The sequence below is a fragment of the Faecalicatena orotica genome (assembly GCF_905197545.1).
Classification (GTDB): Bacteria; Bacillota; Clostridia; order Lachnospirales; family Lachnospiraceae; genus Faecalicatena_A; species Faecalicatena_A orotica.
This window is the reverse complement of sequence record NZ_CAJJZH010000009.1, coordinates 91,022-111,977: the sequence shown is the minus strand read 5'-3', so window position 1 is coordinate 111,977 and position 20,956 is coordinate 91,022. Positions and strand designations below refer to the sequence as shown.

The following is a 20,956-nucleotide window of genomic DNA, read 5'->3' as shown; positions in this document are numbered from 1 at the left end:
TCTCCTATTTACTTTTCTGTCTGGCCGGCAGTTCTGTAACCGTCCGGGTTCATGGACTGCCATCTCCAGGAATCCTCACACATTTCCTCGATTCCTCTTTCGGCCGTCCAGCCGAGTTCTTCTTTTGCTTTTGAGGCATCACAGTAGCAGGTGGCAATGTCTCCCGCACGGCGCGGCTTGATCTGATATGGTATTTCCCTGCCACATGCCTTCTCGTAGGCCTTTACCACATCCAGCACGCTGTATCCAACTCCTGTTCCAAGGTTATAAATGTGGACGCCTTTGCTGGTCTTTAGCTTTTCAATTGCCTTGACATGCCCGACAGCCAGATCAACTACATGGATATAGTCACGCACCCCTGTGCCGTCCGGTGTGTCATAATCATCCCCGAATACCCCCAGACAGTTCAATTTCCCGACTGCAACCTGTGCGATATAAGGTACAAGGTTATTCGGGATTCCTTTCGGATCTTCTCCAATCAGCCCCGATTTATGTGCCCCAATCGGGTTAAAATAACGAAGGAGCATCACATTCCACTCAGGATCTCCGGTATGCAGATCTGTCAGAATCTGCTCCAGCATCCCTTTCGTCCGTCCATATGGGTTTGTGATTTCTCCCTTCGGGCAGTTTTCAGTAATTGGAATCTCTGCAGGATCCCCATAAACTGTCGCGGATGAACTGAAAATAATGTTCTTACAGCCATGCTTCCTCATCACATCGCATAGGATTAACGTCCCGGTAATGTTATTGTGATAGTACTCCCAGGGCTTCTCCACGGATTCCCCGACCGCCTTCAGTCCCGCAAAGTTGATGACAGCTTCAATATCTTCCTTTTCAAAAACCGGGTCCAGATCTTCCCTGTTCAGAATGTCCCCTTTATAGAACTTGAGAGTCCTGCCTGTGATATTCTGGACTCTTTCCAGTGCCGTCTCGCTTGAATTATACAGATTGTCCACTACGACAACCTCATATCCTCTCTCCAACAGTTCCACACATGTATGACTCCCTATATATCCTGCTCCGCCTGCTACTAAAATTGCCATGATTTACTTCCTTTCTCTACTGATGTCCTGTTACCGGCGCCTGCTGCGCCTCTATCCTGCTGATTCCTTATTTCCAGAGATGCATCGGATATGTACCGTTTTCTTTCATCCCGGCAACAGCATCCACAACGCTCTGCTTATCTTCCTTATAGGTAATACCGTACCATCTGTCTTTTGACTCCAGTACTTTCACGGTTGCCTTTCCTTCTTCAATGAGTTCGCCTACAACCGTCGGGAGGAAATATTCGCATTTCAGCGGATTCTCCTTCAGATTCTTTTCAAGGAACTTTGGAAAACGCATCTGGAGCTCCTTGATCATGCTTGCAGTAAAGCCAAACATGTTCAAAGATACAATACATTCCGGGTCAATCTTCGTCCAGCTCTTACCGCCGTCTTCTGTAAATGCCGCGCCATCCTTTGTCTTTTCTATCTGCGTACGTTCTGTAATTCCTGTCAGATACCCCGCTTCATCAGTCTCACAGACACCGCGTGACACAGAACCGTTCTCTGTCATCGTCTTAATCAGGTGATATCCGACCATAGCATACCTGTATTTGTCATCATCTTCATTCTGTGAAAGATAATTGTATATTTCCTTTAATGCATGCACTCCATAGTAGTCGTCCGCATTGATAACCGCAAAAGGTCCGTCCACAACATTCCGGCAGCTTAAGATGGCATGACCTGTACCAAATGGCTTCACACGGCCTTCCGGAACAGAAAATCCTTCTGGCAGATCTTCAAGCTTTTGATATACATAATCCACTTCCATGAATTCGCTGATTCTATCTCCTATGCTGGAGCGGAATTCTTCGTCAAACTCTTCCTTAATAATAAAAACAACCTTCTCAAACCCTGCCCGTCTGGCATCATAAATGGAAAAATCCATGATGATATGCCCTTCTTCATCTACAGGATCAATCTGCTTCAAGCCGCCATAACGGCTGCCCATTCCCGCAGCCATAATCACTAATACTGGTTTTTTCATATCCAAACACCTCTTTCCGATTTGATTACGACCCCGTATAATCACATACGAATTTAATATAGTCACATCTTTCGATTTTTTTACTTCATTTTCGTTTTTAAAATCACATGACTATTATACATCTTAATATTCCTGGGGTCAATGTACTAAATTATTATATCATATAAGTGCCGCTTAGGCCACTTGATAAACAAAAACAGGCGGTTCACTCCGCCTGTTTTTTATTCTAATTTCCGCCTGTTTTCTGTGCCTCAATTTTTTCCGCAAGATCATTCAGATAGACCCAGCGTTCCATTTTCTCTTCCAGTTCCTTTTCTGCCAGTTCTTTTTTCTCAAGCAGCTCATTTAATTTTGCTGAATTTGTGGCATTTTTAAGAACTTCGTCCTCCAGAGATTCTATTTTCTCTTCGAGTGCGGCAATCGTCTCATCGATTGTTTCATATTCTTTCTGCTCTTTATATGAGAACTTCAGCTTTACCGGGCTGTTCTGCTTCCAGTCCCTGCTGCTCTTCTTTTCTTCAGGAGCATCCACTGGCCCGGCCGTTGCCGCACCAGATGCAGCATTTCGCTGCCTTGCCTCTATGTAATCCGTGTAGCCGCCTTCGTACTGCACAAGCCGGCCATCCCCCTCAAACGCAAAAACCCTGTCCACAACATTATCAAGGAAATACCTGTCATGTGAAACTGTGATTACGATTCCCGGAAAGCTGTTCAAATAATCTTCGAAAATCGTCAGCGTAGGAATATCAAGATCATTGCACTCATCTATCAGCAGGCAGTTCGGCCCTGCCTGAAGGATTCCGAGCAGATACAGCCGCTTCTTCTCCCCTCCCGAAAGCTTTTCAATAGGGGAATACTGCATATCAGGGGTAAACAAAAACCGTTCCAGCATTTGCGAAGCGGTAATCCTGCCCTGTCTGGTCGGAATATATTCCGCAATATCGCGTACATAATCAATGACTCTCTGGCTTGTATTCATATCCGGTACTTCCTGGGCGAAATAACCGATCTTTACCGTCTCACCGATTTCTATACTTCCGGAATCCGGCTGGAGTATTCCGGCAATCATCTTAATCAGGGTTGACTTTCCGCAGCCGTTGGGGCCTACGATACCAAGGCGCTGGTTCCTCAAAACGATATAGTCAAAATCTTTTACCATGATTCTGCTTCCATAACTCTTACTCACATGGTGAAGCTCTATCGTCTTTTTGCCCATGCGTGTTTCGACGGAATCCATCTCTACCAGCTGGGGCTGGACCGGGGCATTACCGTTTTTCAGTGCTTCCAGTCGTTCCAGTCTGGCCCGCTGCTTAGTGCTCCTCGCCCGGCAGCCTCTGGCTGCCCACTCGAGCTCCATCCTCAGGACGCTCTGGCGCTTTCTTTCGCTCGCCTGCTCCATCTCTTCCCGCTGTGCCTTCATCTCAAGGAACCTTGAATAGTTTGCTTCATAGGCATAGAGCTTCCCATAGCTGATCTCCAGAATCTTATTCGTCACTTTATCCAGAAAATATCTGTCATGGGTCACCATCAGGACGACGCCCCTGTACCTCTTCAGATAGTCCTCCAGCCAGTTTATCATGTCTTCGTCCAGATGATTGGTCGGCTCGTCCAGAATCAGGACGTCCGCAGGTTCTACCAGAACCTTTGCGAGCGCCGCCCTCTTCTTCTGGCCGCCGGATAAATGCCCCATGACTGCCTCATGGTCAGTAAGTCCCAGATGGTTCAATATACTTTTCGCATCACTCTCTACATTCCAAACATCCTGCTTCTGTCCTGCAAGCACATAAGATAAAACAGATGCCTCCTCCGGGAATTTCTGGTTCTGCGGCAGATAACCGGCTTTCATCCCATTCTGCCTGACCACCTGCCCGTCATCTGGTTCTTCCAGCCCGGCTATGATTCTCAGTAAGGTGGTCTTGCCGGTCCCGTTAATTCCGATGATCCCGATCTTATCTCCCTCATGGATTCCGCAGGAAACATCATCAAAGATGACTTTTTCTCCGTAAATTTTACTGATATGCTCTATATTTAAAACATTCATAAGAATATTCCTCCCTTTTCGACCTTTCTATCATAAGGGATTTTCCTAAAAACGTCAACTTGCCGGAGCTTAATTCTACTTCATCAATTTGATTTCGCTGCACCCAGATATTCTTCAAGGCAGATTCCCTGCTTCATGATTTCTTTGGCCGCCTTTTTCCCGACATATCTGTAATGCCACGGTTCGTAGCCAATCCCCGTGATATCACTTTTATCAGTGGGATAACGGAGTATAAAGCCGTACTCCGCGCAATGCTTCATCAGCCACTTCTGTTCAGCAGTCTCTTCCTGTGCCTCGTCGAGCCCTTGGTAGGAACTCGACACAATGTCAAGGGCCAGTCCCAGCTGGTGTTCACTCGTACCGGGAGGGGCCACCCATACCGCCGCCTGTTTCTCTGCCTCTTCTCTGGAAGCGCCATTTGACATGTTCATGCTGACCTGCTCCTCAAATAATGTGGTCTGCTTTTCCAGTGACCTGTATGAGGAACATATAACCGGGGACAGCCCTTCGCCTTCGGCTGCATCCAGCATTGCCTTCAGGTCATCATAAATCCTCGAATCCACGGCTTCACCATCTGTTAATTCTGTCAGCTCCACGGAATACCCATCCGGAACAAGATGGCTGCTATTTACAAGGATCAGATTCCATGCAGATGCATCTATCTCATATTCCGCAGTATCTGAATTCACACCTTCCTTATCATTTGCAGATACTTTCTTCTGTGAATTATCAATATCGGCTGATGTCTCTACCACTTTCTGCTTTTTCTCCGCACGTACCACCTGATGTTCAGATGCGGTATATTTCTGTGCGAACAGAACCGTACCCATAAGGACAATACTGCCTGTAAATACAAGGATCCTGATACGCCGCTGCCTTCTTCTCCTTGCCATCCAGTGCCTTCTCTTCATTTCACTTTTATATAAAGCAGGGTCCTCTGCCTCTGAATAAAAATCTTCCTGCATAGAGCTCCTTTCCCATAACAATTCCCGTTCTATGTCATTCACATTTCTCTAAAGCTTATATCATCGTATTAGCATATTTATTTTACCAGATAAATTTGAGAAGTCGACACTATTTTACAATTTTCATTCTTTTTTAATAAAATAGGATTCCTCTTCCAGACTATACTTTAAATGTCCTGCACCTCATGATAAATCTTACTCAGGGCTGCCGCAGACTCTTTCAGTTTCTCCCTCTCCTGTGCATTCAGGGGGATTTCTATGATGTCTTCTGCCCCGTTAACGCCGAGCACGGTCGGCAGGCCAATGCAGACATGGTTGATTCCATAATGTCCCTGGGCAAGGCTTGATACAGTCAAAATGGAATGCTCATCCCTGACAAGTGCCTGTGCGATTCGTTTTACGGCCATCGCAACCGCATAGAATGTGGAACCTTTTCGATCTATAATCTCATATGCACTGTCTCTGACTTCCTCATAAATCTCATTCAACTGGAGACTGTCCCTTGTTCTCCCGTGCTGGCGGCAGTATTCATCCACAGGGAGTCCTGCCACAGTCGCACTGCTCCATGCAGCCAGCTCGCTGTCGCCGTGCTCACCGATCATCCATGCATGTATATTCCGGTAATCCAGATTAAACTTCTTTCCCAGAAGATATTTCAGCCTCGCCGTATCCAGTACCGTCCCACTCCCAATCACACGTCCTGCCGGAAATCCCGAAAGTTTCAGTGCAAGGCTTGTAAGGACATCCACCGGATTTGTAACAATTAAAAGAATACATTCAGAATTGTATTTTACAATCTCCGGAATGATCTGGCGGAATACTTTCGCATTCTTTGCCGAAATATCGAGCCTTGTCTCTCCCGGCATCTGGTTCGCCCCTGCTGTGACAACGACCAGATAGGCATCCTTCAAATCTGAGTAATCCCCTGCGTAGATGTCCGAAGGTACAGTAAAAGGAATTCCGTGCCCGATATCCAGCGCTTCCCCCTCCGCCTTTCGTTTGTCAATATCAATCAGGACCATTTCATTAAAAAGACCGCTCTCGACCAGTGTATAGGCGGTTGTGGCACCCACACCGCCGCATCCGATAATTCCGCATTTCTGAATATTCATCTCATAATCTCCTTTTCAAATGTGTATGTCATTCTCTGTACACAGGTTATTATTACCAAATTCTTTTATTTTCTATTCCCCTATTGACAAATATATCTTCCAGGCTTAATCTGTATATATAGACATATACAGATTATATACAGTCATAGGCACCTATACACAGTACACGTCAGGAGGGATTTTATGGATAATCTGCTGGAAATCCGCAAATTGAACAAGTCCATCGGCAGTCTGCAACTTCTCGATATTAATCTGTCACTGGAACCGGGATATATCATGGGACTGATTGGCAGGAACGGGGCCGGCAAGACATCACTGATTAAGACGATCCTCCGGCTGTATCAGAAGGACAGCGGTGATATTTATGTCAATGGGTATAATATGGAAACAGAAGAAAAAGAGGCAAAGAATGAAATCGGGTTTGTGCTGGATGAATCACTGTTTGAAGACAATCTCAGTATAGAAGCCAACGGCAGGCTCTTTGGTTCGCTTTATTCCCGGTACGATCATTCCCTTTACCTCCAGTTCTGTGAACGCTTCGGGCTGCTTCCGAAGCAGAAGGCCGGAAAACTGTCTAAGGGACAAAAAACCCGCTTCCAGCTTGCCTTTGCCTTATCACACGATGCAAAGCTCTTTCTGATGGATGAACCGGCCGCCGGGCTGGACCCGCTCTTTCGCAGAGAGCTTCTGGGCTACATGCAGGATATTGTGGAAAGCGGAAAGCGCAGCATCCTCTTCTCCACACACCTGACGAATGACCTTGACCAGATTGGGGATTATATCATTCTTTTAGACGAAGGCAGCATATGCCTGGAGCTGGATAAGGAAGAACTGGGGGACCGTTTTTACATTGCCTCCGGAACGCGTGAGCAGATTGAACATACCTTCGGGCCCAATGTCATCTGCCGGCTCTATGAACCTTATAAAAGTTCTCTCCTGATTGAATTTCCAAAGGAAGGACAGTTAAAAGGACTGGCCGTAACCAGACCGTCACTGGAAGACCTGATGTATTATCTCAGCAAAGGAGGGTTCATAAAATGATCCGTATTATTCTGAATGATTTATGGCTGGATATCAAAAAGAATTTTTTAAGTATCCTGATTTACTTCATCGTTTATTGTATCGGTATGAGCATGATTGTGCACATCACCCTTCTTCAGTACTTAGGGGATATGGTGCGCCCGGACGGCACTTATCCGCAGGCTGCGCTGGATCACTTTTTCAGTTCTGACAGCAGCGGAATCATCCTTTTATCTGCCGCCTCTGCAGCTGCAATCATACTGCTGTGGGTTTTGCTTGAAAAAATGCCAATCCGTCTTTCCAGACCGCTGTATGTCTGTGCGGCAGGGGAAAAAGAAAAAATGAAGTACTTAAGACTGCATCTAATGATAAAAGTAATTCTGAGTATTGTATTTACATATATACTCCTCCGTTACATCGTAATAGGACAGTTCTTTGTCTCCCAAAACTGGACGGAAATTCTCGTACAGCTCAGTCTCTGGTTTTTCCTGCTGATTGACCTGAACCTCCGCACAGATCCGGGCAACAGAAAAGAAGCACTTATTGCAGAGCCTGATATAGTCAGTGAAAAGAGCAGCGAGGTCATTGCCGGCGTCTACTGGTTTGCACTGCTGCTCTTAGAGATTATTATTTTCTATTCCCTTGCCGCAGCCCGGATCACATGGACATGGTGGATATTCCTTATCTGGTGCATTGCCTTTGCCGTCAATATCCTGCTGGCAAAGTATTGCATTACTCCTGTTTTGTCCTACATGCTTTCCTATGAAAAAATATATTACCCTATTCCGGATAAAAAGGAGTGAAACGATTGAATATATTCATCAGGGAAGACTCAAGTCTCCCTATTTATGAACAAATTATACAGGCTGTTAAAAATGCCATCCTAAAAGGAGAGCTCAAACCAGGAGATATGCTTCCTTCCATCCGCTCACTGGCAAAAGACTTAAGCATCAGTGTCATCACAACTAAACGCGCCTATGAGGAACTGGAGGCGGGCGGGCTGATCTACTCACTTCCCCAGAAAGGCTTCTATATCAAAGAACCTGACCGGGAGGCACTCCGGGAAGAACAGCTGAAGCGGCTGGAGGGGCAGATCAGCCAATTAATACAGGAAGGCCGGCGTCTGGAATTAACACTCAGCCAGTTTCAGGATATGGTGCAGATTCTCTGGGAAGGAAGTGACGAATAAGATGTCAAAATTCGAATGCAGAAATATTACAAAGAGCTATAAAAACTTTACATTACAGGATATCTCCTTTATGCTCGAAAGCGGTTACCTTGCCGCACTGATCGGCCCAAACGGTTCCGGGAAAACAACCTTATTCCGCTGCATATCCGGGACAGCACGCAGGATGCAGGGCGAGGCAGTCATAGACGGTATCTCCTTGTCACAGAATCCTGCCGCATATAAAGAAAAGATTGGATATATTTCAGAGAATTTATCATTTTTTCAGGAACAGTCTATACTGGAGAACGGGCAGAATCTGGGAATTTATTTTCCGGAATGGTCACTTGAAGACTACTACTTCTGGCTGGATAAGATGGAGCTTGCGCCTTCCCGCAAGGTTTATCAGCTTTCCAAAGGGGAAGCCATGAAAATGCAGTTTTGCTTCGCACTTGCACACCAGCCTCGATTCCTTTTCCTGGATGAACCGATGGCAGGTTTCGATCCTGTTTTCCGGAGGGATTTTCTTGCAATCCTTAAGGATGTTCTCGAAAAAGATATCGGGATTCTTCTATCCACCCATATAACCGAGGATTTAGACAAACTTGCTGACTATGTCCTTGTTTTAAAAAATGGAAGGCTCATCAGGAACGATACAAAAGAATCACTGGAAGACCAGTACCGCCGCTCTGCCCGGGAAAAGAATCCCGATGCCGATCCGTTTAAAAGATTTCATATTAAAGACCTTTTGTCCTGATTCCTGTGAGGAGGATACATTATGACACTATATCAGATAGAAAAAAAGAGGCTGCATGCCAGTTATTATTATATTATCATGGTTATCATACTGTATGTTTACTTCATTCAGGCTCAAACCCAGGCATCCATCCAGACGTACGGCCTGAATGCGGACGGTCTTACGGCAGCGGTGGAACCCGTTTCCTTCTGGCATCCTGCCTTCTGGGCCGGACTCGCCATAGAGACAGTCTATTTGAACTTCCGCCTGTTCTGGATCCGTGAGCGGGATCAGTTATCCTTTCTGCTCCGGAAATACGATACACTCCCCATCCTGAAACGGGATCTTTATATGGCAAAAGCAAAAGTTATGCTGAAAATTTTTGGTATCTATATGGTACTGTCCATTATCATTTACTATTTTGTGATCTTTACCATGTTCGGGGCAAAGGCAATATGGGTACCCTCCATTTCCCAGATCATACTCAGTATTGTGCTCGGGCTCTGCATCATACTTGCCCTTCTTGGCATCGACTGGCTACAGGATATCCTCACGTCAGAATAAGCCTTATTTAAATACATTCTAAGCAATCAGGTTCTGCTTTTTCCAGATACCCGATATATAAAATCCGACGGAAAGTGATGTCCCTATCACCCAGCCGACCGGCCACGACAGCCAGATCCCTGTCTCTCCCCAGACTCCTGACAACACAAATGCCAGAATCACTCTCAGGATCAGGTCAGAGAACGTAGCAATCATAAACGCTTTCATTGCCCCGGCTCCCCTCAGGATGCCGTCCGCAATGAGTTTTAACGAGATTACTGCATAGAACGGGGATGTAATTCGCAGGAACTCCACGCCGACTTCGGCGGCCCGCTCTCCCCCTTCGCTCATAAACAGCTGCACGATTGGCTGTCCGGCGAAGAAAAAGAGAAGGAATACCGGTACTGCAACACTCAGAACCATGACTGTACCCGCGCGGAAGCCTTTCGAAATCCGGTCTGGCTTTCGCGCCCCCATATTCTGGGCCGTAAAGCTGGAAACACCATTTCCCAGCGTGGTAAACGAGGTGATTGCAAATGTATTGATCTTCATTCCCGCCGAATACCCCGCCACAACCGCGGAACCGTAACTGTTAATCAGCCCCTGGACAAACAGGTTCCCGACCGAGATAAAGCTCTGCTGCAGGATGCTCGGAACCGCTACTTCCATGATCTTTTTGAGCATAGTAGAGGAAAACCTTCTGTACTCTCTGCTCCCGACACTTTTCAACCGCTTCTGCAGGGTGAAGAACGCAAGTATGGAAGAAACGCCCTGTGCCAGAAATGTGGCCCACGCCACGCCGCCCACACCCATATGGAAACAGATGACAAAAACAAGGTCCAGAATGATATTCCCAATCGAGGATGCAATCAGGAAATACAGAGGAGTCTTTGAATCTCCCAGCGCGGTAAAGACACCCGTACAGATATTATACATAAAAAGAAAAATCAGTCCGCATATGTATATGTTAAGGTAAAGTGCCGAATCCCCGAAAATATCTTCCGGCGTCTTTAAAAGAGTCATCAGCGGCCTGCCCAGAATAAGGCCCAGGATGGTAAGGAAAACACTGATCCCCAGAACCGTCAGAAGGGAGGTGCTCACGGCACTTTTCATCTGTTCATACTCTTTTGCACCGAAATAGAGCGAAATCACAACCGAGCATCCAATATTCAGCCCCGTAGCCACCGCCATAAAGATCATCGTAATGGGATAAGATGCACCCACTGCCGCCAGGGCGTTCACTCCGACAAACTTCCCCGCTACAACACTGTCTACTATATTATAAAGCTGCTGGAACATTACACTGATCAGCATAGGTACCGTGAATCTCCAAAGTATCCCAAAAGGCTTTCCTTCTGTCATATCCGTAATCATATCTATCACTCCTGCTTCTTTTTTCTCATGATCGCAACACTTTTTTATTCTAACACTTTTCATAAAAATATAAAAGAAATCTTAGGACTTTATGAATTTTTTGTGTTTGCCCTTGAGTATATTAAGAAAAAGTTATACCATACCTAAAGTGGATAGATATATTTTGTTAGATTCAATTCGAGGAGGAGTTTGATGAGTACTACCAAAAACGGTGCTACTATTTTTGATGATGATTTTGAAGTAACCTACGAAGAAGAAATTCCCTTTTCATATAGCTTTGATACGAAACCTGTGTCTGGTGATACAGTCAATAAAACAGTAGCCGCTGACACGGATGAATATGACAGCGATTACGATGATGACTATGAAGACGACCTGTATGGTGATGACTATGAAGACAACCTGTATGATGATGACGATTACGACAGTAATGATTATCAGTACGACCACGATTCCCCCAGAAGAAAACGTGCAAGGCGCAAATCTTCCGGCCGGCTGCTCTCGCCTGTCAAAAAGACAGCTAAATACGGTACAAAAGCAATCTATCGCGTAGCCCGCTCTGTTGTCAGAATTATTTCCGTTCTGATCATGGCAGGTACGTTTGGCGTCCTTGCCTATAATTTCTGGAGGGGGGCCGCACCTTACGGGGACCCGCAGAATATCTTAACGGAAAAGAACTTTGCACTGGCCGCATATGCGGCGGTAGCAGCCGTTTTCCTGCTGTTCGAGCTGATCTCCTTTTTCTGGTCATTAACAAAAATGAGAATACGCGAGGGGCGGAAAGTCTACCGGGAAGATACCGGAAGAGGCCTGTTTTCCTTCATTTTTATCTATATAGCCTCTTATCTTTCCTTCCTGCTCTGTTCCTTCCTGCCGGATACTCTGGGTTCTTATGAGATCTTGAATGGAATAAAAGGTGCCCTTGATGTATTCGGTTCACTTCATAACGTATTACTTGGATTATGCCTGGCGGGTGCTGTTTCCTGTCTGGTACGAAGACATATGAGTTAAAAAACGGGCGCTGCTCCATAGATGAATTACTCGCCTATTTCGCAGCGCCCGCTCTTTTTATATTGATTTAATTATCCTTAATAATCAGTGCCATAAATACCAGATTCTCCAGCCCTGTATTAGCCAGCCCGTGTCCGCAGTTATCCGGGGTAAAGGTAACATCTCCCGGCTTCACACTTCTTTCGTTTCCATTGTCGTTATATACACCTTCACCCGAGAGTATATAGTATGTCTCACTCTCTGCGTGGTGCTCATGATAGCCCAGCGTACATCCCGGTTCCAGCGTAACTTCGGCATACAGGCCGCATTTTCCGTTTAATTCTTTTTCACCCAGTATTCTTTTGATGATTACATGGCCCTCTCCGCCGCACATATTTTCTATTCTTTCAACTGTCATTTTAGTACCTCCTAAAAACCAGTAACAACTCATATTCTCAAAAACCGCACCAACCATAAACAGTTAGCGCGGTTCTCAAAAAATATTTAAATTATCTTCCTAGAACTTTCCAGCCTTTGCTGCTTCTTCGATGCCTACTGCAACAGCAACAGTCATACCAACCATCGGGTTGTTGCCTGCGCCGATCAGTCCCATCATCTCTACGTGAGCCGGTACAGATGAAGATCCTGCGAACTGTGCATCTGAATGCATACGTCCCAGAGTATCTGTCATACCATAAGAAGCCGGTCCTGCAGCCATGTTATCCGGGTGAAGTGTACGTCCTGTACCACCGCCTGATGCTACTGAGAAGTACTTTTTACCCTGCTCGATACATTCTTTCTTGTATGTACCTGCAACCGGGTGCTGGAAACGTGTCGGGTTTGTAGAGTTTCCTGTAATAGATACGTCTACGCCTTCACTGTGCATGATTGCAACACCTTCACGTACATCATTTGCACCGTAGCAGTTAACTTTTGCACGGAGTCCTTCTGAATAAGCAGTTCTCTGAACTTCTTTCAGTTCTCCTGTATAGTAGTCATACTCTGTCTGTACATATGTAAATCCGTTAATTCTGGAGATAATCTTTGCTGCATCTTTTCCAAGACCGTTCAGGATTACACGCAGAGGTTTTTTACGGACTTTGTTTGCTTTCTCAGCGATACCGATGGCACCTTCTGCTGCTGCAAAAGATTCATGTCCTGCCAGGAATGCGAAGCAGTCTGTGTCTTCTTCCAGAAGCATTTTTCCTAAGTTACCATGTCCAAGACCTACTTTACGCTGGTCAGCTACAGAACCAGGGATACAGAAAGACTGAAGTCCTTCTCCGATTGCTGCTGCTGCTTCCGCTGCTGTCCTGCAGTCTTTTTTGATTGCGATTGCCGCACCTACAATGTATGCCCAGCAGGCATTTTCAAAACAGATCGGCTGGATGCTCTTTACCTGATTGTAAACATCAAGTCCGGCATCCTTTGTGATCTTCTCTGCCTCTTCGATAGAAGCAATGCCATAGCTGTTTAATACTTCATTGATTTTATCAATTCTTCTTTCATATGATTCAAATAAAGCCATTTAATTGTCCTCCTGATTTATTTTAACGTTACCTGTTATTCTTTACGTGGGTCGATAATCTTAGCTGCATCAGCAACACGTCCGTACTGGCCTTTTGCTTTTTCCCATGCATCATTCGGTGTATCGCCTGCTTTGATAAAGTCTGTTAATTTGCCGAGGCTTACGAACTGGTATCCGATGATCTCATCGTTCTCATCCAGAGCGATTCCTGTTACATATCCTTCTGCCATCTCCAGGTAACGAGGACCTTTTGCCAGTGTTCCGTACATTGTACCAACCTGTGAACGAAGTCCCTTTCCTAAATCTTCCAGACCTGCGCCGATAGGAAGTCCGTCTTCAGAGAATGCACTCTGTGTTCTTCCGTATACAATCTGTAAGAAGAGTTCTCTCATTGCTGTATTGATAGCATCACAGACAAGGTCTGTGTTCAGTGCCTCCAGAATAGTCTTTCCCGGAAGGATCTCTGATGCCATAGCTGCTGAATGTGTCATTCCTGAACATCCGATTGTCTCAACCAGTGCTTCCTGAATGATACCTTCTTTAACATTCAATGTCAGCTTGCATGTACCCTGCTGAGGAGCACACCAGCCTACACCATGTGTTAATCCAGAAATATCTTTAACCTCTTTAGCCTGTACCCATTTTGCTTCTTCCGGAATTGGAGCTGGTCCGTGATTTGCACCCTGAGCTACCGGACACATCATTTCTACTTCATGTGAATAAATCATGTTAAAACTCCTTTCAAATATGTATGATTTTCTTCCTATAGGCGCTTGATATTTATTTAACGCCGTATATGAGATATTTTCGCACAATTTTCGACTTTCGTCAATTGTAAGATTATACAAGTTTCGCCTGACATGTGTCATATTTATAAGACAATTTTAGTTTCCAGCTACTCTCCACCATTTAAGTACTGATAAACTTCCCCGGAAATAGACTGTATCACTGCCTCAGCCGACTCTTCTTCCATATTTACCTGTCCTCATACTTAACTGCCAATTCTCCTTGCTTATTTTATATTTCCATGACAGTATAAATACGTTACTTTAGAAGAACCTTAAAAGTTATATGGAATTTATGTGAAATCAGAAAAGTGGTACAATAAAAGACTCCTGCTTACAGAAGCCAGGCTGGCAAGCCCGGTTAATGGTAACTCAGAAGTCTTTTTTCTTTCTATAATATTCTATCTGCTGTCAGCAGCCTTCTAGCTGTTCAACCGCCAGAGTCAGGGCATCTTCCACCGTCTGCATCCGGTTCTCCATTCTGGTTCCCGTAAACTGGCATTTTAACACTTTTGTCTTTCCCAAGGCATAACATCCGATATACACCAGCCCGACCGGCTTTTCCTCAGTCCCGCCGCCCGGTCCGGCAATTCCGGTAGCACTTAAAGCCACATCCGCATGTGCTGCCTTCGCAGCTCCCCTGGCCATCTCTGCCGCAGTCTGTTCACTGACAGCCCCGTATGTCTCAAGCGTCTCGTGTTTTACCCCGACAAGCCGCTCCTTTGCCTCATTGGAATAGGTCACATATCCTTCATTCAGCACGTCAGAGGCACCGGACACGTTCACCAGTGTTCCAGCGATCAGGCCGCCGGTACAGGATTCTGCTGTAGTAATGGTAAGTCCCCTGCCGGCCAGCATTGCAACAAGGCGTTCCTCAAGGCTCGCCTCATCCGCTTCTTTTTTATTCAATACCCACTCCGGATACATCTTTTACATCCCTCCCTGTGTCAGAACCTGTTTGTTCTTTACCACATAGTCTATCAGGGAAATCACAGTAAGTGCAAGCGCAATCCATACAAGGATATCTCCGATTACAGCAAACATACCTCCCAGATCTGCGATCAGCACGATAATCATTGCCATCTGGAAAACAGTCTTGAACTTCCCCCAGTAGCTGGCTGCGATTACAACCCCGTTATCAGACGCTACAAGTCTGAATCCGCTGATAATAAACTCCCTGCTGATGATCACGATTACAATCCATGCTGAGAGCTTATTCATCTCAATCAGGCAGATCATTGCAGAGCAGACTAAAAGCTTGTCAGCAAGAGGGTCCATAAACTTCCCGAAATTTGTCACAAGATTGTACTTTCTTGCAATCTTCCCGTCTAAAAGGTCTGTCAGACTGGCAATCACAAAGAGCACAAGTGCAATCCATTTATTTGCACTGCCCCCGATATCAGTAAGCATGAACAATACAAAAAACGGCACCATAATGACTCTTAATATTGTAAGCTTATTTGGTAAATTCATTACACAAGTCCTCCTATCAGATCATAGTCTACTGCCCCGGTTACTTTGACTTTTGCAAAATCCCCGGACACAAGTACTTCGTCTGTATTTACAAAGATTAGTCCGTCTACATTCGGGGCATCCCGGTAAGTCCTGCCGACGTAGGCATTCTCGTCTGCCACTTTTCCTTCTATCATAACCAGTACTTCCCTGCCGACCATGTTTTGGGCATTATCAAACGCGATCTCCTGCTGAAGCTCCATCAGGTCTGCCTGACGTTCCTGCTTCACTTCCTCGTCAATCTGGTCCGGCATCGAAGCTGCCGGGGTATCCTCCTCCGGTGAGTAAGTGAACACGCCCAGACGGTCAAATTCCATCTCATCTACAAAATCAAGCAATTCGTCATGCTGCTCCTGCGTCTCTCCCGGAAAGCCGGTGATCAGCGTTGTACGCAGGCAGATGTCCGGGATCTCCCGTCTCAGTCTGCCGATAATATCCTTAAGTTCCTGCTTTGACGTCCTTCTTCCCATGCGCTTCAGGATATCGTCACTGGCATGCTGGATTGGCAGATCCAGATAATGGCAGATCTTCTTTTCTTCCTTCATTACCTGAATCAGTTCATCCGTAATCTCTTCCGGATAACAGTACAGAATCCTGATCCACTGAATTCCACTAATTCTGCACAGCTCTTTCAAAAGCAGGTGCAGCCTCTTCTCTCCATAAAGGTCCTTTCCATAAAGCGTGGTCTCCTGCGCTACGAGGATCAGTTCCTTTACCCCCTGCCCGGCAAGATATTCCGCCTCCTTGATCAGGCGCTCCATCGGTACACTCCGGAAGTTCCCCCGGATCTTCGGGATGATGCAGTAGGTACAGTGTTTATCACATCCCTCTGCAATCTTCAGGTATGCATAATGTCCCCCTGTCGTTACCAGACGGTTTTGCGTCACGTCTGGAAGAGCGTTGATATCTTCCATCGTTACTACATGATGCCCAGCTAAAGCCTCATCTACAGCATCCAGAATCTTGTCATAGGCTGTCGTCCCCAGCACGGCATCCACTTCAGGAATCTCATCCAGTATCTCCTGACGATAGCGTTCTGCCAGACACCCGGTCACAATCAGAGCCTTTAAGTTTCCTTCTTTCTTATATTCTGCCATATCAAGAATATTCTGAATACTCTCCTCCTTGGCATCATGGATGAAACAGCATGTATTGATAACAATGATATCTGCTTCTGTCTCATCATCTGTCATCTGATATCCTCTTGATGCCAGAAGCCCCAGCATAACCTCGGTATCCACCAGGTTCTTGTCGCATCCCAGAGAAATAAAAAGTATCTTCATAAAACCTCCCATATTTTTAAAAGGCAGATACTCTAAGCGCATCTGCCTCCTTTTCTTTACTATTCTTCTTCTGCATTCTCAGCGATAATCTTCAGCTTGCCTTCATTCAGTTCTTCAATAGCAGTTGAAAGCGGCTTCTCGCCATTCTTTGCATTTACAAGAGGCAGTTCACCGTCGATCAGCTGTCTTGCCCTTTTTGATGTTGCCAGTACAATAGAGTAGCGGCTGTTGACGATCTTTGTCTCGCCTTCCTCTACGTCTTTGTTAACGACCTGCATTAAGTCTGTGTAAGATGGATGTAACATATCTTATGATTCTCCTTTCAAACTTCTGTCCAAATCAGCTTTAATTTCTTTCATAAATCCTGTATTACGAAAACTTCTGTGATGTTCACTCTGGATAATAGTATGCATCTGCTCCGTGCAGACCTCCAGTTCATCATTGATTATCAGATAATCGTATCTGTTCATGCCTTCGGCTTCTTCTACTGCGCGCTTCATCCGGGATTCAATGACCTCCATTGTCTCCGTGCCCCTTCCGACAAGACGCTTCTTAAGCTCTTCTGCCGACGGAGGTGTGACAAACAAAAGCAGTGTGTCCGGAAATGCCTCCTTTACCTTCAGGGCGCCCTGTATCTCAATCTCCAGAATGACGTCCTTACCTGCTTCTAACTGCTTCTCCACATATTCACGCGGGGTTCCGTAATAATTTTCCACATACCTAGCATACTCTATCAGTTCATCTTTCGCAATCATTTTTTCAAATTCTTCCCGGGTTTTGAAAAAATATTCCCTTCCGTCCACTTCTCCTTCCCTTGGAGAACGTGTTGTTGCGGAGATAGAAAGCGCATATGTCTCCTTATAGCGGCCCAACAGTTCCTTCATTAAAGTTCCCTTGCCGGAACCGGAAAATCCGGACACGACGATCAGAATTCCTCTTCTATTCATCTCAGACATCCTTTACCTGTTCTATATTTTATGTTACTTATTCTATGTTCTGTATCTGCTCCCTGACCTTTTCTATCTCTGTCTTCAGGCTGATGGCACAGTTGGAAACCTCCAGATCGTTTGCCTTGGACAGGATCGTATTCGCCTCACGGTTCATCTCCTGGGCAATGAAATCCAGCTTTCTTCCGATCCCTTCCTTTTCTTCCAGCGTGTCCCTCATATGACTGATATGGCTCTTTAAACGGACCACTTCCTCATCTGTGCAGATCTTGTCTGCAAACAGGATGACTTCCGCAGCAATGCGGCTTTCCTCCATCTGGGTATCCTTAAGCAGCTCTCCCACTTTTTCTTCCAGCCTGGCGCGGTACTGGGCTATGATCTCAGGGGAACGTTCTTCGATAAAAGCAACCAGCTTCTCCATCCCTGTCAGCTTCTCAAGAATGTCCTGCTTCAGGTTCTGCCCCTCCGTCTTCCTTGTCTCCACAAACTGTGCAAATGCACCTTCCAAAGCCTCTTTCAGCCCATTCCAGAGTTCTTCCTCATCCTCACACTGTTCTTCCATCGTGATAACCTCGGGATAACGGGACAAGGCAGAGACACGTATATCGTTCTCCAGACCAAACTCTTCTTCCATCTGTTTAAAATACTTCATGTATTCTGCCGCCAGTGAAGCATTGTATTTGAGAGATACCTGACTTTCAGACGTATCCTCATAAGTAATAAAAATATCCACTTTCCCTCTGTTCGCATACTGTTTCAGCAGCGTACGGATTGATGTTTCAAAAAAGTTAAGCTTCTTTGGCATGCGGATATTCACATCCAGATATCTGTGGTTCACACTTTTCAGCTCCACCGTAAACTTTCTGGATTCCTTTAAAACCTCACACCTGCCGAAACCTGTCATGCTTTTTATCATGGTCGTTCATCCTTTATTTTCCATATTTTGTTTCTTACGCATTATGAAACATTATACCCCCTATGCCCCTTCCCGGTCAACCTTTCACCTGCAATTCTTGACATTTGGGCGGAATAAGGCTACTATTATTTAAAAACGTGGTAACCATCCTGCCGCATAAAGAAAGGAAAAATCATGGCATTTGACGGAACATGCGTGGCCTGTCTGGTCCACGAACTAAAAGAACAATTATTAAATAGCAGAATCGCTAAAATCGCACAGCCTGAGACAGATGAACTGCTTCTGACACTGAAGTCTCCTTCCGGGCAGAAACGGCTCTGTATTTCTGCAAGCGCCTCTCTCCCGCTGATATATTTAACAGATTCAAACAAACCAAGCCCGATGACGGCCCCTAATTTCTGTATGCTTTTGAGAAAACATATCAGTAATGGCCGGATTGTAGACATTTACCAGCCGAAGCTGGAGCGTATCATCCATTTTACGATCGAACATCTTGATGAACTCGGCGATTTGTGCCGGAAAGACCTGGTCGTGGAGATTATGGGAAAACACAGCAACATCATTTTCTGCACAGAGGACGGCATGGTGATCGACAGTATCAAGCATGTATCTGCCCAGATGAGTTCTGTGCGCGAGGTTCTTCCGGGCAGGGAGTACTTTATCCCTGACACAATGGAAAAGTCTGATCCCCTGAGTGTAGAGGAGCCTGATTTTATCCGTCTTCTTACGGAAAAGCCAATGCCGCTTTCCAAGGCCATATATACCAGCTTCACCGGTGTAAGCCCTGTAGTGGCTGAAGAAGTATGTTCGCTTTCTGGTGTAGATTCTTCTGTCACTCCAAAGGAACTGTCAGAAGACATCCTGAAACATGTGTATAATCAGTTTAACATATTTTTTCTGGCAGTGAAGGAGAACCAATTCTCTCCTGCCATTTATTACGATGGAAAGGAGCCAAAAGAGTTCTCCGCACTTACGCTGACCCATTTTGGCGGCTACGCGCAGCGGGAATTTTCCAGTATTTCAGAAGTGTTGGAAACATATTATGCTTCTAAAAATACGATCACGCGCATCCGTCAGAAGTCAGCTGACCTGCGCCATATCGTACAGACTGCACTGGAAAGGAACCGGAAAAAGTATGATCTGCAGCTTAAGCAGCTTAAGGATACGGAGAACCGCGATAAATACAAGGTTTACGGCGAACTGATCAACACCTACGGCTATAACCTTGATGCAGGCGCTAAAAAACTGGAAGCGCTCAACTATTATACCAATGAGATGGTCACGATTCCTTTGGATGGCACGAAAACACCTCAGGAAAATGCACAGCGTTATTTTGATAAATACAACAAGCAAAAGAGAACATGGGAGGCTTTATCCAAACTGATTCAGGAAACTGGTGATGACATAACTTACCTCGAATCAATAAGCACGGCCCTGGACATCGCACTGACGGAAGACGATCTGGCCGAAATCAAGGAAGAACTGATTAGCGCAGGCTATATGCGCCGGAAGTTTACAAAGAAAAAGGTAAAAATAAAAAATAAACCGCTTCATTATATATCCAGCGATGGGTTTCATATTTATGTAGGCAAAAATAACCTTCAGAACGATGAACTCACATTCAGCTTTGCCGTGGGCAATGACTGGTGGTTCCATGCTAAGGGGGCTCCCGGGTCACATGTCATTGTCAAATCAGAGGGAGAAGAACTTCCCGACAAGACATTCGAAGAAGCCGGACGTCTGGCCGCTTATTATTCAAAATCACGCGGAAGTGACAAGGTAGAAATAGATTATATAGAAAAGAAACATGTTAAAAAACCAAAAGGGGCGAAACCCGGTTTCGTTGTATACTATACAAATTATTCGCTTGTCATAGACAGTGATATCTCGCATATTAAGGAGCTTTCATAGTACAGGAAAGTTTTCTATTTAATATATGTTGGAAAATGACGTTATCGTTACGTAATGTCAAAGAAGCTCCCGCCGTACATTGTACGACGAGAGCTTT

Annotated in this window: 22 protein-coding genes; 7 read left to right on the top strand and 15 right to left on the bottom strand. The window is 45.5% G+C overall.

The window, feature by feature from the left end; genetic code table 11:
- Positions 1–8: 8 nt before the first annotated feature.
- The 5 genes from galE to ABIN22_RS18165 form a co-directional block, all read right to left on the bottom strand.
- Complete coding sequence (gene galE / locus ABIN22_RS18185) at positions 9–1,043, bottom strand: UDP-glucose 4-epimerase GalE (RefSeq protein WP_109729227.1); 1,035 nt, start codon at positions 1,041–1,043, stop codon at positions 9–11.
- Positions 1,044–1,110: 67 nt separating this feature from the next.
- Positions 1,111–2,031: a sugar phosphate nucleotidyltransferase gene (locus tag ABIN22_RS18180; protein WP_109729226.1), complete on the bottom strand. Its 921-nt coding sequence runs from the start codon at positions 2,029–2,031 to the stop codon at positions 1,111–1,113.
- A gap of 226 nt (positions 2,032–2,257) precedes the next feature.
- Entirely contained in the window at positions 2,258–4,072 is a 1,815-nt protein-coding gene (locus ABIN22_RS18175) for an ABC-F family ATP-binding cassette domain-containing protein (RefSeq protein WP_109729225.1), read from the bottom strand.
- Between the two features lie 83 nt (positions 4,073–4,155).
- Complete coding sequence (locus ABIN22_RS18170; RefSeq protein WP_109729815.1) at positions 4,156–4,965, bottom strand: M15 family metallopeptidase; 810 nt, start codon at positions 4,963–4,965, stop codon at positions 4,156–4,158.
- 239 nt (positions 4,966–5,204) lie between these two features.
- Positions 5,205–6,149, bottom strand: coding sequence for an L-lactate dehydrogenase (locus ABIN22_RS18165; RefSeq protein ID WP_346910350.1), 945 nt, complete (start codon positions 6,147–6,149; stop codon positions 5,205–5,207).
- 183 nt (positions 6,150–6,332) lie between these two features.
- Here ABIN22_RS18165 and ABIN22_RS18160 point away from each other — a divergent pair, with 183 nt between their 5' ends.
- Genes ABIN22_RS18160 through ABIN22_RS18140 form a run of 5 tightly spaced genes read left to right on the top strand, consistent with a single transcriptional unit; the run spans position 6,333 to position 9,634 of the window.
- A complete protein-coding gene (locus ABIN22_RS18160) occupies positions 6,333–7,190 on the top strand; it encodes an ABC transporter ATP-binding protein (protein WP_118618597.1) in 858 nt (285 codons plus the stop codon).
- Positions 7,187–7,972: a hypothetical protein gene (locus ABIN22_RS18155; protein WP_346910348.1), complete on the top strand. Its 786-nt coding sequence runs from the start codon at positions 7,187–7,189 to the stop codon at positions 7,970–7,972. The genes ABIN22_RS18160 and ABIN22_RS18155 overlap by 4 nt, the downstream gene beginning before the upstream one ends.
- A gap of 5 nt (positions 7,973–7,977) precedes the next feature.
- On the top strand, positions 7,978–8,358 hold the full coding sequence (locus tag ABIN22_RS18150; protein WP_109729221.1) for a GntR family transcriptional regulator: 381 nt from the start codon (positions 7,978–7,980) through the stop codon (positions 8,356–8,358).
- A 1-nt stretch (position 8,359) separates the two neighbouring features.
- Positions 8,360–9,091 carry an ABC transporter ATP-binding protein gene (locus tag ABIN22_RS18145; protein WP_242995911.1) on the top strand — a complete coding sequence of 244 codons (732 nt, stop codon included), beginning with the start codon at positions 8,360–8,362 and terminating at the stop codon, positions 9,089–9,091.
- Positions 9,092–9,112: 21 nt separating this feature from the next.
- Positions 9,113–9,634, top strand: coding sequence for a hypothetical protein (locus ABIN22_RS18140; RefSeq protein WP_109729219.1), 522 nt, complete (start codon positions 9,113–9,115; stop codon positions 9,632–9,634).
- A gap of 18 nt (positions 9,635–9,652) precedes the next feature.
- On the opposite strand, the gene ABIN22_RS18135 is transcribed toward ABIN22_RS18140, so the two are convergent.
- Positions 9,653–10,987, bottom strand: coding sequence for an MATE family efflux transporter (locus tag ABIN22_RS18135; RefSeq protein ID WP_109729218.1), 1,335 nt, complete (start codon positions 10,985–10,987; stop codon positions 9,653–9,655).
- A 192-nt stretch (positions 10,988–11,179) separates the two neighbouring features.
- On the opposite strand from ABIN22_RS18135, the gene ABIN22_RS18130 reads away from it, so the two are divergent.
- The gene (locus tag ABIN22_RS18130; RefSeq protein ID WP_346910345.1) at positions 11,180–11,998 is read left to right on the top strand and encodes an ATP-dependent RNA helicase; all 819 of its coding nucleotides are present in this window, start codon (positions 11,180–11,182) and stop codon (positions 11,996–11,998) included.
- 67 nt (positions 11,999–12,065) lie between these two features.
- Here ABIN22_RS18130 and ABIN22_RS18125 read toward each other — a convergent pair whose 3' ends face one another.
- The 9 genes from ABIN22_RS18125 to ABIN22_RS18085 form a co-directional block, all read right to left on the bottom strand.
- Positions 12,066–12,395 carry a cupin domain-containing protein gene (locus tag ABIN22_RS18125; RefSeq protein ID WP_118618591.1) on the bottom strand — a complete coding sequence of 110 codons (330 nt, stop codon included), beginning with the start codon at positions 12,393–12,395 and terminating at the stop codon, positions 12,066–12,068.
- Positions 12,396–12,494: 99 nt separating this feature from the next.
- On the bottom strand, positions 12,495–13,505 hold the full coding sequence (locus ABIN22_RS18120) for a GGGtGRT protein (RefSeq protein ID WP_109729215.1): 1,011 nt from the start codon (positions 13,503–13,505) through the stop codon (positions 12,495–12,497).
- Between the two features lie 35 nt (positions 13,506–13,540).
- Positions 13,541–14,233, bottom strand: a complete 693-nt coding sequence (locus ABIN22_RS18115) for an iron-sulfur cluster assembly scaffold protein (RefSeq protein WP_109729214.1) — start codon at positions 14,231–14,233, stop codon at positions 13,541–13,543.
- A gap of 468 nt (positions 14,234–14,701) precedes the next feature.
- Entirely contained in the window at positions 14,702–15,217 is a 516-nt protein-coding gene (locus ABIN22_RS18110) for a CinA family protein (RefSeq protein WP_109729213.1), read from the bottom strand.
- Positions 15,218–15,220: 3 nt separating this feature from the next.
- A complete protein-coding gene (gene pgsA, locus ABIN22_RS18105; RefSeq protein ID WP_109729212.1) occupies positions 15,221–15,763 on the bottom strand; it encodes a CDP-diacylglycerol--glycerol-3-phosphate 3-phosphatidyltransferase in 543 nt (180 codons plus the stop codon).
- Positions 15,763–17,085, bottom strand: coding sequence for a 30S ribosomal protein S12 methylthiotransferase RimO (gene rimO / locus ABIN22_RS18100; RefSeq protein WP_109729814.1), 1,323 nt, complete (start codon positions 17,083–17,085; stop codon positions 15,763–15,765). The genes pgsA and rimO overlap by 1 nt, the downstream gene beginning before the upstream one ends.
- A 59-nt stretch (positions 17,086–17,144) precedes the next feature.
- Positions 17,145–17,390 carry a DNA-directed RNA polymerase subunit omega gene (gene rpoZ, locus ABIN22_RS18095; protein WP_109729211.1) on the bottom strand — a complete coding sequence of 82 codons (246 nt, stop codon included), beginning with the start codon at positions 17,388–17,390 and terminating at the stop codon, positions 17,145–17,147.
- A 3-nt stretch (positions 17,391–17,393) separates the two neighbouring features.
- Entirely contained in the window at positions 17,394–18,032 is a 639-nt protein-coding gene (gmk, locus tag ABIN22_RS18090) for a guanylate kinase (protein ID WP_346910340.1), read from the bottom strand.
- 37 nt (positions 18,033–18,069) lie between these two features.
- Positions 18,070–18,948: a YicC/YloC family endoribonuclease gene (locus ABIN22_RS18085; protein WP_109729209.1), complete on the bottom strand. Its 879-nt coding sequence runs from the start codon at positions 18,946–18,948 to the stop codon at positions 18,070–18,072.
- Between the two features lie 174 nt (positions 18,949–19,122).
- On the opposite strand from ABIN22_RS18085, the gene ABIN22_RS18080 reads away from it, so the two are divergent.
- Entirely contained in the window at positions 19,123–20,859 is a 1,737-nt protein-coding gene (locus ABIN22_RS18080) for an Rqc2 family fibronectin-binding protein (RefSeq protein WP_346910337.1), read from the top strand.
- Positions 20,860–20,956 lie beyond the last annotated feature (97 nt).

What these genes read in the sequence shown, in the direction of transcription:
- galE (WP_109729227.1), bottom strand. Translation starts at nt 1,043, where the DNA reads ATGGCAATTTTAGTAGCAGGCGGAGCAGGATATATAGGGAGTCATACA.
- ABIN22_RS18180 (WP_109729226.1), bottom strand. Translation starts at nt 2,031, where the DNA reads ATGAAAAAACCAGTATTAGTGATTATGGCTGCGGGAATGGGCAGCCGT.
- ABIN22_RS18175 (WP_109729225.1), bottom strand. Translation starts at nt 4,072, where the DNA reads ATGAATGTTTTAAATATAGAGCATATCAGTAAAATTTACGGAGAAAAA.
- ABIN22_RS18170 (WP_109729815.1), bottom strand. Translation starts at nt 4,965, where the DNA reads ATGGCAAGGAGAAGAAGGCAGCGGCGTATCAGGATCCTTGTATTTACA.
- ABIN22_RS18165 (WP_346910350.1), bottom strand. Translation starts at nt 6,149, where the DNA reads ATGAATATTCAGAAATGCGGAATTATCGGATGCGGCGGTGTGGGTGCC.
- ABIN22_RS18160 (WP_118618597.1), top strand. Translation starts at nt 6,333, where the DNA reads ATGGATAATCTGCTGGAAATCCGCAAATTGAACAAGTCCATCGGCAGT.
- ABIN22_RS18155 (WP_346910348.1), top strand. Translation starts at nt 7,187, where the DNA reads ATGATCCGTATTATTCTGAATGATTTATGGCTGGATATCAAAAAGAAT.
- ABIN22_RS18145 (WP_242995911.1), top strand. Translation starts at nt 8,360, where the DNA reads ATGTCAAAATTCGAATGCAGAAATATTACAAAGAGCTATAAAAACTTT.
- ABIN22_RS18140 (WP_109729219.1), top strand. Translation starts at nt 9,113, where the DNA reads ATGACACTATATCAGATAGAAAAAAAGAGGCTGCATGCCAGTTATTAT.
- ABIN22_RS18135 (WP_109729218.1), bottom strand. Translation starts at nt 10,987, where the DNA reads ATGATTACGGATATGACAGAAGGAAAGCCTTTTGGGATACTTTGGAGA.
- ABIN22_RS18130 (WP_346910345.1), top strand. Translation starts at nt 11,180, where the DNA reads ATGAGTACTACCAAAAACGGTGCTACTATTTTTGATGATGATTTTGAA.
- ABIN22_RS18125 (WP_118618591.1), bottom strand. Translation starts at nt 12,395, where the DNA reads ATGACAGTTGAAAGAATAGAAAATATGTGCGGCGGAGAGGGCCATGTA.
- ABIN22_RS18120 (WP_109729215.1), bottom strand. Translation starts at nt 13,505, where the DNA reads ATGGCTTTATTTGAATCATATGAAAGAAGAATTGATAAAATCAATGAA.
- ABIN22_RS18115 (WP_109729214.1), bottom strand. Translation starts at nt 14,233, where the DNA reads ATGATTTATTCACATGAAGTAGAAATGATGTGTCCGGTAGCTCAGGGT.
- ABIN22_RS18110 (WP_109729213.1), bottom strand. Translation starts at nt 15,217, where the DNA reads ATGTATCCGGAGTGGGTATTGAATAAAAAAGAAGCGGATGAGGCGAGC.
- pgsA (WP_109729212.1), bottom strand. Translation starts at nt 15,763, where the DNA reads ATGAATTTACCAAATAAGCTTACAATATTAAGAGTCATTATGGTGCCG.
- rimO (WP_109729814.1), bottom strand. Translation starts at nt 17,085, where the DNA reads ATGAAGATACTTTTTATTTCTCTGGGATGCGACAAGAACCTGGTGGAT.
- rpoZ (WP_109729211.1), bottom strand. Translation starts at nt 17,390, where the DNA reads ATGTTACATCCATCTTACACAGACTTAATGCAGGTCGTTAACAAAGAC.
- gmk (WP_346910340.1), bottom strand. Translation starts at nt 18,032, where the DNA reads ATGAATAGAAGAGGAATTCTGATCGTCGTGTCCGGATTTTCCGGTTCC.
- ABIN22_RS18085 (WP_109729209.1), bottom strand. Translation starts at nt 18,948, where the DNA reads ATGATAAAAAGCATGACAGGTTTCGGCAGGTGTGAGGTTTTAAAGGAA.
- ABIN22_RS18080 (WP_346910337.1), top strand. Translation starts at nt 19,123, where the DNA reads ATGGCATTTGACGGAACATGCGTGGCCTGTCTGGTCCACGAACTAAAA.